Here is a 12,101-nt window from a genome sequence, read left to right on the forward strand (position 1 = left end):
TGTTCAGGGATGCATGGACACATCACACCCCATCCTCTTCTTCGACGGCGTCTGCAACCTGTGCAACGGCGCCGTCCAGTTTATCCTGAAGCACGACCGCCGGGGCGTACTCCGGTTCGCGAGCCTGCAGTCGGACACCGCCGCCGAGCTCCTTCCGCGCTACGGCGTTGATCCCAAACAGCTCAATTCCGTAGTCCTCTACGAGAACGGGAGGGTCTATACCCACAGCGACAGCGTACTCCGTACCCTGAAGCATATGGGCGGCCCCTGGGCCTACCTCAGCTATTTGGGGATCGTGCCCCGCTCACTGCGGGACATCGTCTACGATGTCGTCGGTCACAATCGCTACGCCCTGTTCGGTAAACGGGAGAACTGCATGCTGCCCCGCCCCGAGTGGAGATCGCGCTTCCTTACCGAGTAGGTCGGCTATTTCCGGTTTCTCCTTGGTCCTGCGGCCCCGCCCGGTGTAAATTCCCCCCATGAAGATACAGTTCTGCGGCGCGGCGCGCGAAGTGACGGGCTCGGCCCACCTCATCACCCTCGACGACGGATACCGCATCCTGCTCGACTGCGGCCTCTACCAGGGGCGCAACGAGGATATGGAGAATTTCAACCAGCACTTCCCCTTCGATCCGGCCGGCGTGGACGCCCTCGTGCTTTCCCACGCCCACATCGACCACACCGGCCGGGTGCCTAAACTGGTAAAGGACGGCTTCCGCGGTAACATCTACGCGACCCACGCCACCCGCAGCCTCTGCGCCATCCTGCTGCTCGATTCGGCCTTCATTCAGGAGAAAGACGCCGAATACTACAACAAACGGAACCGCGACCGGCGCGAGCCCCTCTACGTACGCGCCGACGTGAAGCCGACCATGGACCGGTTCGTGGGCCTCCCCTACGGGGTGTGGACCGATCTACGTCCCGGCGTGGAGATCCAGTTTCGGGATGCGGGTCACATCCTCGGCAGCGCCAGCGTCACCCTGCGCGTTAAACGCCAGGACGGCCGCACCACCACCCTAGGCTTTACCGGTGACGTAGGCCGCCCCGACCGGCCTATCCTGCGCGACCCCCACAAACTGCCCGACTGCGACTACCTCATTTCGGAGTCTACCTACGGCGACCGCGAGCATGAGTCGCCGCCCAACGAGCTGGACCGCTTCCTGCAGGTGATCCACAATACCTGCGTCAGAAAAAAGGGGAAGCTCCTGATCCCCGCCTTCAGCGTGGGACGTACCCAGGAGATCGTGTACATGCTCGATCAACTGGAAAGTAGCGGAAAATTACCGCGCATTCCGGTGTTCGTAGACAGTCCGCTCGCCGTAAACGCCACCACGGTATTCGGTGCCCATCCGGAGTGCTACGACAGCGAGTTGCAGACGTATATGCTGACCGACGATAACCCCTTCGGCTTCAACGACCTGACCTACACTCAGAGCGTCGAGGAGAGCAAGGCCCTGAACTTTCTCGACGGGCCGGCCATCATCATCAGCGCCAGCGGCATGATGAACGCGGGCCGCAGCAAGCACCACCTCGCCAACACGATGGGCGACCCCAAAAACACCATCTTCATCGTCGGCTACTGCGCCCCGGGCACGCCGGGCGGTAAGCTGCGGGACGGCGTCGAGGGCATGAAGCTCTTCGGTCAGTACCACGAGCTGCGGGCGGACGTGGTCGTCATGGATTCCTTCAGCGCCCACGCCGACCGATCGGAACTCATCCACTTTCTCAACGGCCAGCAGGACACCTGCCAAAAGGTATTCCTCGTGCACGGCACCCTCGACCGGATGGAAGCCCTCGGCGAAGGCCTGGACCGGGCCGGCTTCCGGGAAGTGGACATCCCGAAACTGGGCGATGAGGTAGAACTGTAGATGCGACTGGCCGCGCTGTTCCTCTGCGTCCTGCTTGGTTGCGGCCGGGAGCCGCCGCCCCCCCTTTACGCCTTCTACCACTGGGAAACCCGGTTGGCCCCCCACCCCGATCGGCTGGCGGCATACGCGGCCGACCGCCTCTACGTCCGGGCCTTCGATGTCAGCTGGACCGACGAAAGGGCCGAGCCTTCGGCTCTTCTGCAGACCCACGACAGTCTTTCGGTAGAGGTCGTACCGGTCGTGTTCATCACCAACGAAGTCTTTCTGCGGGGAGCCCCTTCCCTGGTCCACGACCTGCTGCGGCTGCTCGGGCAGGTGTTTCCCTACTCCTTTACCGAGCTGCAGATCGACTGCGACTGGACGGCCGGCAGCCGGGAAGCCTACTTCACCTTTCTACGTGACCTACGGGAAGCCCTCGACGGAAAGACGGTGAGTTGCACCGTTCGACTGCACCAGTACCGCGACCGGACCCGCCAGGGTGTACCACCCGTCGACCGCGCCGTGTTGATGGCCTATAACACCGGTGATCTGGGGGCGTGGGAAACCGACAACTCCATCGTCGACACCACGGCTATTCGCCACTACACCGACGGTCAGCCACCCTACCCGCTCCCCCTCGATCTGGCCGTAGCCGTATACGACTGGGCCGCCGTGTACCGCCGCGGTGAGCTCGCCTACCTGATCAACGAGCCCGACCTCACCGAACTGGCGGACACCAGCCGTTTCACGCCGCTCACCCCCCTCCGTTACCGGGTCGACCGGTCCACCTACTTCGGCGGCCTGTACCTCTACCGTGACGACCTTATCCGACGGGAAATTGCCGACCGGGCGGGGGCCATCGATCTGGCTACCCATTTGTGGCCGCGCATCGCGAACCGGGGGAGCCGGCACGTAATCTTTTACCGCGTAGGCAGCCGGCAGTGGGACGACTAGCGGCGTCTGAGTCGGCGTGCGATGGCGTGGCGGCGCAGACGGGTGGCTTCGGCACCTACGTATAAGTAGCGCTCGTCGTACACCGCCAGGGCTTCGTGCTGGGTGGGCAGGGCCCAGGCGATCGTCCGGCGGCGAAGTTTCCCGCGCAGGAAGCGATCGTCCGGGTAGTCCGTGAGCGTGATCAGGGAAGCGGAGCTGCTCGGCCAGAACCCCAGCAGCCGGCGAAAATTGTAGGCTACCAGAAAGAGTTCGCGGGTCCGGGGGTCAAAGGCCGCCCCCGTCACCACGCGCCGGGGCAGGTAAAGGCTGTCCACCAATTCGGCTACGTAGGTACCCGGCCGGGCCGGCAGGCGAAAGTGCTGGATGTAGAACGGGCGACGGCCGAAGAGGATATCCTTGGTAAATAAGTGCAGGGAACCGTCTACCGCCACCATGGCCTCACAATCGTAGTTGCCGGGGGTGAGGCGGCCCTCGCCCCGCTGACCGGAATAGGTGAACACGATGGAATCCGTACGGCGCGTGAGGGTATCGTAGCGGTAGATCACCCCGTGGCTCCGGCGGCCGGTATTATTGCCGAAGTCGCCGACGTAAAGTGTACCCGCCGCATCCGCGCAGATGTCTTCGTAATCGACCGCCCGGGCGTCCAGGGTGTCCTTCGCTACCAATTCACCGTGCAGACTGGTCGTGTACAAGTAGGGTCCGTCGCCGCTGTCGTTGTGCCAGATCATGCGGCCTCCTTCGATCACCAGTCCGGAAGCCTCGTTGATGGCGGGGGGAAGGCGCAGTTTGCGTGGGGGTCGGGTGGTGCCGCAGGACAGCAACAGAAGCAGGGCGGGGACGCAGGAGCAGAGAAGGCGCGCAGTCATTGGTACACGAAGGTAAAGACGTTTGGTCGTCGGTCGGTGCGGATCGGCACCGAATCATCGGGTCAGCCGAACCCGCGCTGCGTAGTTTTGCGTTCGGAAAACACCGACCGCGCCGCGGTCGGCGAGCCCAATCCGATCGTTCGTATGCCCCACCGTACCCTTAAACTGATTACGACCACCGACGACGACCGCCCCGTGTACGTGGCCGGTTCCTTCAACAACTGGCAGGTCGGGGAGGAAGCCTACCGGATGCAGCCCGACTCTAAGCCGGGCCGGTACCGGCGCACCTTCCGCTTCCCCGATACGGAGCACCGCGTCGAGTATAAGTACACCCGCGGCGGTTGGGAGGGCGTGGAGCTGGGCGAGCACGGGGAGAACGCCGCCAACCACCTTCGCTTTACCGACACCAGTTGGCACGAACCGGACCGGGTGAGCAACTGGGCGAGTCCCGGTCTGGAGTACCGAAAGGAATTTCTGCCCCACATCAAGGTCATTCACGAAAACTTTGAAATCCCGGAGCTGATCCGTACCCGGCGGGTGGCCGCTCTCCTGCCCCACGATTACCACGACAGTGATAAACGCTACCCCGTACTCTACCTCCAGGACGGTCAGAACCTCTTCGACGACTACGCTCCTTACGGGAGCTGGGGGGTCGATAAACGGATGGCCAGTCTGGCCGAAAGGGGCATGGGCGACCTGATCGTCATCTCTATCGACCACGGGGACACGGAGCGGGTCAGTGAATTCACCCCCTCGTTCAGTACCCGCCTGGGCCGGGGCGACGGCCGTCACTACGTGCGTTTTCTGGCCGAAAGCCTCAAGCCGTACATCGACGCCAACTTCCGCACCCGCCCCGAACCCGAATACACGGGCATCGGGGGCAGCTCCCTGGGGGGGCTCATCAGCATCTACGCCGGCATTCTGTACCCCCGGGTGTACGACCGCCTGATGGTGTTCAGTCCCAGCCTATGGGTGACTCCGGAGATTCCCTTTAACCTGTTGAACCTAACCCACAAGTACCGGGGGCGGATGTACCTCTACGGCGGGGAGGCGGAGAGCAATACCATGGTGCCCAACATGAAACGCTTCCAGGAGCAATTACTGACCCAAACGGGCACTACCCGACTGGAGATCGAACTGGCCGTAGACCCCCTGGGACAGCACAACGAAGCCCGCTGGGGCAGCGAGTTTCCGAAGGCCGTGGAGTGGTTGTTTTTCCGGTGAGCCCTCCTTTCGTCGGATTCCCTATCTTTGGCAGCATCGTCCTTCTACTACCACACACCCGTCACTTGCCTTACTTTCTTTTCTTTATTTTCCTCCTGTTCTTCGACCGTCCGCTCACCGCCGGTACGCCCGACATTGCCGCGGCGGAACGACAGGCACGGGAGATTATGGAGTTGAGCCGGGAGGAGGTGGAGGATCGACTCCGCGCCTTCGATCACTCCCTCATCGACTACCAGGTCGACGACGCGGTCTATCGCCGGGTCGTTAATTATCTCCTGCACTGGCCCATTTCGAGCGGACGGATGCTGGCCCGCTCAGCGCGTTTTTACCCCATCTTCGAAGAGCAGTTGGTGGCCGCCGGTCTGCCGCTGGAGCTGAAGCACCTGAGTATCGTAGAGAGCGCGTTGCGGTCGTGGGCCGTCAGTCCGGTCGGAGCCGGCGGGCTCTGGCAACTGATGCCCGGCACGGCGCGGGAATTGGGCCTGATCGTCAACGACGAACTGGACGAGCGCCTTGACCCTACGCTCGGCTGCGCCGCCGGCCTGGAGTATCTCCGCATTCAGTACGAACGTTACGGTGACTGGGCGCTGGCACTGGCCGCGTACAACTCCGGTCCCGGCAACGTCAACCGCGCCATCCGCCGTTCGGGGAGCCGCGATTACTGGAAACTCCGGCGGTTCCTGCCCCGGGAAACTCGCGATTACGTACCCAACTTTATCGCGGCCATCTTCCTTATGAGCTACCACCACCACTACGGGTTGCCGGCCACCCAGATATCCCTGGACGGGCAGCTCACGGAGCGGATACCCGTCACGCGCCGGCTAAGCCTGTACCGGGTAGCCCAGGTCACGGGCCTGCGGCCGGAAGTCGTGGTAGAACTCAACCCTCAGTACCTGCGCGGATACCTGCCGGGACTGCGGGGCGGTCATTACCTCCAGCTTCCCCGCCGGGTGGTACCCGCCATGCTTGAATACCTGACCCTGCATCCCGCCCAGATGCGGGAAGACGAAATCGCCCTGCCCTGGACGAATCCGCGCCTGGCGGCGGGCGAACTCAACGCCGACCGGTATTACCTCCGCTACGAAGTGACCGTGGAGGAGGGTGATTCCACGGCCCGGCAGGTGGCCCGGCGCCACGACCTTCCCGTCGACCGGCTCCTGGTGTGGAGCGATCGCGGAGAAATGGACACGCTATCCGCCGGTGAGCTGCTGTGTTACTACGACGTCGACGCTTACCTGCCGTACGATCCGCGGAGTCGCGAGCCCGGTCCGCCCGCTCCGCAGCTCGCCGTGCATCCGCCCCGCCACATTCAGAAATCCCTGCGGACCTACTTTGCTCCCCTCCCCGATCCGACGATCCGCCTGCACCGGGAACCCGCCAAAAAGTGGTGGCAGCTATTCTCCCGTTGAGGAGCTTTCGCCCTTCCATCCTTGCTCCCGCGGCCCCGCCCCGCACCGCATACTTCCTTGCTTGCAAGCTGGTTGACCGTGAAAAGGTGACGTGATTTCGGCCATTGCCGGAACATTGTTGTTAATTTACCGCCCCGAAGGGGAACGATAAAATCGATCAAATGAAATTTAACTCTCAGGGTGACGAAGAAGTCACCTACGACGCCATCGTCGTTGGAACCGGCATCAGCGGCGGCTGGGCGGCCAAGGAACTTTGCGAAAAGGGGCTCAAAACACTCGTACTGGAAAAGGGCCGCATGGTAAAGCACGGCGACTACCCGACCGCCAGCCTGGATACCTGGGATCTGGAACTGAACAACAACGTTCCGGCGGAGGAAATCAAGCAGCACTACCAGAAGCAGAACCGCACCGGCTACACCGTGAAGCCGCAGAGTAAGCACTGGTTCGTCAAGGACGACGAACACCCCTACGCGGAAAAGGAACGCTTCGACTGGATGCGCGGCTACCACGTCGGTGGACGCTCGATCATGTGGGGACGCCACAGCTACCGCTGGAGCGACCTCGACTTCCAGGCCAACGCCAAGGACGGCATCGCGACCCCCTGGCCCATCGGTTACGCCGACATCGCCCCCTGGTACGACTACGTAGAAACCTTCGCCGGCATCAGCGGCGAGCTGCTCGGTCTGTCGCAGTTGCCCGACGGCAAGTTCCTGCCCATGATGGAGCTTAACTGCGTGGAGGATAAATTCCGCAAGGGCGTAGCCGAGAACATGAACGGCCGCGTCGTAACGGCGGGTCGCGTGGCTCACCTGACGGCCTACGACCCCTCCGTCCATAAGGGTACCCGCGGCGCCTGTCAGTTCCGCAACCGCTGCATTCGGGGTTGTCCTTACGGCGGCTACTTCAGCAGCGTGTCGTCCACGATTCCGGTGGCCCAGGAGACGGGCAACATGACCCTGCGCCCCAACAGCTCGGTGTACAGCCTGATCTACGACAAGGAGAACAAGCGCGCCAAGGGGGTCCGGTTCCGTGATTCGGAAACCGGGGAGGACCACGAAGCTTACGCCAAGGTTATTTTCCTGTGCGCCTCGGCCATCCCGAGTTCCTACATCGTCATGAATACGGAGCACGAGGAAGGGGTAACCATGGACACCAGCGGCCAGCTGGGCGGTAACGTTATGGACCACCACTTCCGGGTGGGCGCCTCCGGCAGCACCGAAGAGTTCGGCGACCGCATTGAGAAGGGCCGCAAACCCAACGGCGTCTACATTCCCCGCTACCAGAACCTCGGCGATCGTGCCAGCAAGAAGGATTACCTGCGGGGCTGGGGCTACCAGGGTGGTGCCGGCCGCGGCGGCTGGGGCCATACCGTGCGGGAGATGAACGTGAAGGTGGGTCCGGAACTGAAGGAAGCCCTGATCCGGCCCGGAGAATGGACGATGGGCCTGACCGCCTTCGCCGAAACCCTGCCCGATACCAACAACCGCATGACCATCGACCGCGATAACCTCGACAAGGACGGGTTGCCCACCATCGTCTTCGACGCCAAGTGGGGAGAGAATGAGTACGCCATGGTCGACGAGATGATGAACGACGCCGCCGAGATGCTGGAAGCGGCCGGAATGAAGAACGTGCGCACCTACAACGCCCACTCCTACCCCGGTCTCGGCATCCACGAAATGGGCATGGCCCGCATGGGCAGCAGCCCAAACAACAGCGTAGTGGACAAGCACAACCGCCTGTGGGCCGCCCCGAACGTCTACATGACGGATGGCGCTTTTATGACCTCCGCGGCGTGCGTGAACCCCTCCCTTACCTACATGGCCTTTACCGCCCGTGCAGCGGATCACGCCGTCGGCGAACTCAAAAAAATGAACATCTAAAGACGATGAAAAGAAGAGAACTACTGCGGTACACCGCATACATCACGGGTGTCGCCGTCAGCGGCCCCGTAGCTTCGGCACTCCTGTCCGGTTGTAAGCGCGACGAAGCCGTCGCCGCCGGAGAGGCCGTCTATAAGCCCGGCTTTTTCAACAACGACGAGTACGAGTACATCAGCAAGCTCGCCGATACCATGATCCCGACCACCGATACCCCCGGCGCCCTCGACGTGGGCGTTCCGGAAATGGTCGACAAGATGGTCGGACAGGTGTACGACGAGGAGTCGCGTGACAAATTCCGGAACGGACTGAAGGAACTGATGCGCAAGATGGATGCCGACAATACCGATGCCGGGTTCCGCTCCCTTGATACTGATCAGGCCCTGGTCTACCTACAGGATCAGGACCTTCACTACAAAAATCCCGATACCGACTGGGATACCCTCCCCGAAGTGGAAGCGGGAGCCCGCAACATCTACTTCGACCTTAAGTCGCAGATCGTTGGTGCCTGGTTCAACAGCGAGCCGATCGGCACCGAGGTCCTGGCTTACGACCCCGTCCCCGGGGAATACATTCCCTGCGGCGACCTGCAGGAACTTACCGGAGGTGTCGCCTGGGCCATCTAGGCATCCCGGAATTTACGAATAGGCACGGAGCCGGAGTCGTTGACTCCGGCTCCCGTCTGCCTGGTCGTTAGCCCGGATCGGTGGCCGGTGGTGTACGTCCACCTCATGCAAATTGTCCGGGCGCGCCCCCTCTATTTACCCACCTTACACTTACCATCCCATGAACTTTAACGCCCAGGGCAAGGACGAGATCACCTACGATGCCATCGTCATCGGCTCCGGAATCAGCGGCGGCTACGCCGCCATGGAACTGTGTAAGAAGGGCTACAAAGTCCTCATGCTCGAACGGGGGCGCATGGTGAAGCACGGCGAATACCCTACGGCCAGTATGGACACCTGGGACCTGGGCTACCAAAACCGGGTGCCCCGCGAGGAGATCGCCGCCCACTACTACAAGCAACACCGCCTCTCGTGGTGGGTCAACCAGGACAATAAACCCTGGATCGTCAAGGACGACGAGTATGATTACGAGGAAAGGCAGCGGTTCGATTGGATCCGCGGTCACCACGTCGGCGGGCGGTCCATCATGTGGGGCCGGCACTGCTACCGGTGGAGCGACCTTGACTTCGAGGCCAACCTGAAGGAAGGGATCGCGGTCGACTGGCCCATCCGCTACGCCGATATCGAGCCCTGGTACACCTACGTGGAAAAATTTGTCGGCGTACAGGGCAAGAAGGAAGGACTGGCCCACCTGCCCGACGGTGAATTCCTGCCGCCCTTTGACCTCAACTGTGCCGAGGATCACTTCAAACAGGCCGTGGAGAAGGCCTTCCCGGAGCGGATCATCACCCCCGGCCGCACCGCCAACCTGACGAAGTACATTCCCGAATTGCACCACGGCACGCGGGGGCAGTGCCAGGCGCGCAACCGGTGCTGGCGGGGTTGCCCGTACGGCGGTTACTTCAGCAGCGTGTCTTCCACCATTCCGGTAGCCAACGATACGGGCAACCTGACGCTGGTCGCCAACAGCATCGTGCATTCCCTCATTTACGACGATGCCACCCAGCGGGTCACCGGAGTCAACGTCATCGACGCCGAAACGAAGAAAACGAAAGAGTACTTCAGCAGCGTAGTCTTCTGCAACGCCAGCACGATCGGGTCCACCGCCATCCTATTGAACAGTAAGTCGGAACGCTTTCCCGATGGTCTCGGCAACGACAGCGGGGAGCTCGGCCACAATATGATGGATCACCACTACGGCATGGGGGGAAGCGCGTCCTTCGACGGCATGAAGGATAAGTACTACAGCGGGCGCAAACCGAACGGTGGGTTCTACATCCCCCGTTTCCGCAACATAAACGAAGCGACCCGGCGCCCGGACTACATCCGGGGATTCGGCTACCAGGGCGGCATGGGCCGGGGGACTAACCTCGACGCTCCCTTCGGTCCCGGTTTCAAGGAAGCCATCAGTACCCCGGGCGACTGGTACTTCCGCGCCACCTGCTTCGGTGAGCTTCTGCCCTACCACGAGAACAAGATGACCCTCAGTGAGGACAAGGTCGATCAGTACGGCATCCCGGCCCTGGTCTTCGATGCCGGACTAAAGGAAAACGAACGGAAACTCCGCGAGGATGGTGTCAACTGCCTGCAGGAGATGATGGAAGCCGCCGGATTCAAGAACGCCACCGTTCACAACAACCCCACCGCCGTTGGAGCCGCTATCCACGAGATGGGCACCGCCCGCATGGGTCGCGATCCCCGTACCAGCGTCCTCAATAAGTGGAATCAGGTACACGCCGTTCCGAACGTGTTTGTCACCGACGGTAGCTTCATGGTTAGTTCCGGCACCCAGAACCCCTCCATCATGTACATGGCCATGACCGCCCGGGCCGTCGACTACATGGACAAGACCCTCAAAAAAGACGGCACCCTCTAGTACAATGCTGCTTCCAGCAGCGAAGTACAATGCTGCTTCCAGCAGCGAAAGTACAATGCTGCTTCCAGCAGCGAAAGTACAAGGCTGCTTCCAGCAGCGCCGTACAATGCTGCCTCCGGCAGCGCGGACCAGCCTCCGCATCACCTCCACTAAAACCCAGACGCGCCCATCCGCTACCCCGCCAGCGTCTTATGCACGTCCGTGCGCGATGCCCGGTACGCCGGCACCGCCGCCGCGACCAGGCCTACCACCAACGCCCCCGCCAGCAGCCACCACTCTTCGGGCAGGAACACCAGCGTCCGGAAGTCGTAGCGGTAATTTTCCGCGAAGTACCGGGCGATGATCGCCAGCCCCGCGTGGCTCACCAGGAGCCCCAGCACGGCTCCGGCGACCGCGGTCACCGTACCCTCCAGCACCAGCAGCCCGAAAAGTTTCGGCGGGCCGGCACCCAGGCTGCGCAGGAGGGCTAACTCTCCCCGGCGACGGTCGAGCGAGCTGTAGAGTCCGATGAAGATGCTGAGCACGCTCACCCCCACGACCACGTAGCCCAGCTGTCGCAGGATTTTCTCCCCCTGCCCCATGGTAGCGTATAGTTCGGCCAGCTGAATCGTGGGCGTCACGGCCTGCATTTCGGTATTCTCGTTGATGCTGCGCTGCATGTTCAGGGCCGTGATGCTGTTGCCCCGGAAGCGGATCAGAACGGAGGTGATCGACCGGTCGGCATAATCGCCCAGGGGGGCCGTAACGTCGTACACATGTTCCTTTCCGTGCTCCTCCCCTTCGTGGCTGTGCGTATCGTGTACGGCCCAGAGACTTTCGGCGGGCGTGAGGAGGATAAGGTCGGCAACCGTACCACTGGGTTTAAGGATACCCGTAACCCAAAACTCCGGCGCGTCCCGGTGGGTAAGGTCGTCGTCCTCGATGAGGCCGTGGCTGCTGCGGAAGCTATCCCCGATCTTCAGTCCGAGCTCGCGGGCGGCGGTGGCGCCGGCGACGACCTCCATGGGCTGGGTCCACATTTCTCCCTGTGCCAGCTCGGCCTGGTAGAGGTCCAGAAAAGCTTGGCGGGTACCGACGATGCGCCGTCCCCGGTAGCTGTCACCCAGGGAAAGGGGCACGGCGATTTCGATGTACGGATGGGCGGGATTAAGGAAGGGCTTCACGCCCGCGACCGGAACGTTGCCGGTGGGCGAGCTGATGTGGTACATACTGGACATCATCAGTTGCAACGGGCTCCCCTTGGCTCCGACGACCAGATCGATGCCGGCGAGATGGCGGTCGAATTGTTGTTCCAGTTGCCAGTTCAGGAGCAGGATCAGGCTGATCAGTCCCGTACCCAGCGCGGCCAGGATCAGACTGAGCGCGGTCGTCCAGGGGCGGTGAAGCAGGTTCCGCAGGGCGAGGTGGAAGATGGACACC

The 12,101-nt window shown here is 62.2% G+C and carries 10 protein-coding genes; 8 read left to right on the plus strand and 2 right to left on the minus strand.

Annotation, left to right across the window (positions count from 1 at the left end):
- Positions 1-13: 13 nt before the first annotated feature.
- The 3 genes from NMA52_RS12680 to NMA52_RS12690 are packed head-to-tail and all read left to right on the plus strand — an operon-like array spanning position 14 to position 2,801.
- Positions 14-421, plus strand: a complete 408-nt coding sequence (locus NMA52_RS12680; protein WP_254828055.1) for a thiol-disulfide oxidoreductase DCC family protein — start codon at positions 14-16, stop codon at positions 419-421.
- 58 nt (positions 422-479) lie between these two features.
- Positions 480-1,868, plus strand: coding sequence for an MBL fold metallo-hydrolase RNA specificity domain-containing protein (locus tag NMA52_RS12685; protein WP_254828056.1), 1,389 nt, complete (start codon positions 480-482; stop codon positions 1,866-1,868).
- Complete coding sequence (locus tag NMA52_RS12690; RefSeq protein WP_254828057.1) at positions 1,869-2,801, plus strand: hypothetical protein; 933 nt, start codon at positions 1,869-1,871, stop codon at positions 2,799-2,801.
- Here NMA52_RS12690 and NMA52_RS12695 read toward each other — a convergent pair.
- The gene (locus tag NMA52_RS12695) at positions 2,798-3,667 is read right to left on the minus strand and encodes a hypothetical protein (RefSeq protein WP_254828058.1); all 870 of its coding nucleotides are present in this window, start codon (positions 3,665-3,667) and stop codon (positions 2,798-2,800) included. The two genes, NMA52_RS12690 and NMA52_RS12695, sit on opposite strands and share 4 nt — an antisense overlap.
- Before the next feature lie 144 nt (positions 3,668-3,811).
- Between NMA52_RS12695 and NMA52_RS12700 the strand changes: the two genes are divergently transcribed.
- The 5 genes from NMA52_RS12700 to NMA52_RS12720 all read left to right on the plus strand — a co-directional run bounded on the left by NMA52_RS12700 (position 3,812) and on the right by NMA52_RS12720 (position 10,682).
- On the plus strand, positions 3,812-4,891 hold the full coding sequence (locus tag NMA52_RS12700; RefSeq protein ID WP_254828059.1) for an alpha/beta hydrolase-fold protein: 1,080 nt from the start codon (positions 3,812-3,814) through the stop codon (positions 4,889-4,891).
- Between the two features lie 65 nt (positions 4,892-4,956).
- On the plus strand, positions 4,957-6,300 hold the full coding sequence (locus tag NMA52_RS12705; RefSeq protein ID WP_254828060.1) for a lytic transglycosylase domain-containing protein: 1,344 nt from the start codon (positions 4,957-4,959) through the stop codon (positions 6,298-6,300).
- A 161-nt stretch (positions 6,301-6,461) separates the two neighbouring features.
- Complete coding sequence (locus NMA52_RS12710) at positions 6,462-8,183, plus strand: GMC oxidoreductase (RefSeq protein ID WP_254828061.1); 1,722 nt, start codon at positions 6,462-6,464, stop codon at positions 8,181-8,183.
- A 5-nt stretch (positions 8,184-8,188) separates the two neighbouring features.
- The gene (locus tag NMA52_RS12715; RefSeq protein ID WP_254828062.1) at positions 8,189-8,806 is read left to right on the plus strand and encodes a gluconate 2-dehydrogenase subunit 3 family protein; all 618 of its coding nucleotides are present in this window, start codon (positions 8,189-8,191) and stop codon (positions 8,804-8,806) included.
- Between the two features lie 160 nt (positions 8,807-8,966).
- Positions 8,967-10,682, plus strand: coding sequence for a GMC oxidoreductase (locus NMA52_RS12720; protein ID WP_254828063.1), 1,716 nt, complete (start codon positions 8,967-8,969; stop codon positions 10,680-10,682).
- A 173-nt stretch (positions 10,683-10,855) separates the two neighbouring features.
- On the opposite strand, the gene NMA52_RS12725 is transcribed toward NMA52_RS12720, so the two are convergent.
- Positions 10,856-12,100 (minus strand): FtsX-like permease family protein, encoded by a 1,245-nt coding sequence (locus NMA52_RS12725; protein ID WP_254828064.1) that lies wholly within the window; start codon positions 12,098-12,100, stop codon positions 10,856-10,858.
- Between the last annotated feature and the right edge of the window lies 1 nt (position 12,101).

Source organism: Lewinella sp. JB7 (assembly GCF_024297185.1).
Lineage (GTDB): Bacteria > Bacteroidota > Bacteroidia > Chitinophagales > Saprospiraceae > Neolewinella.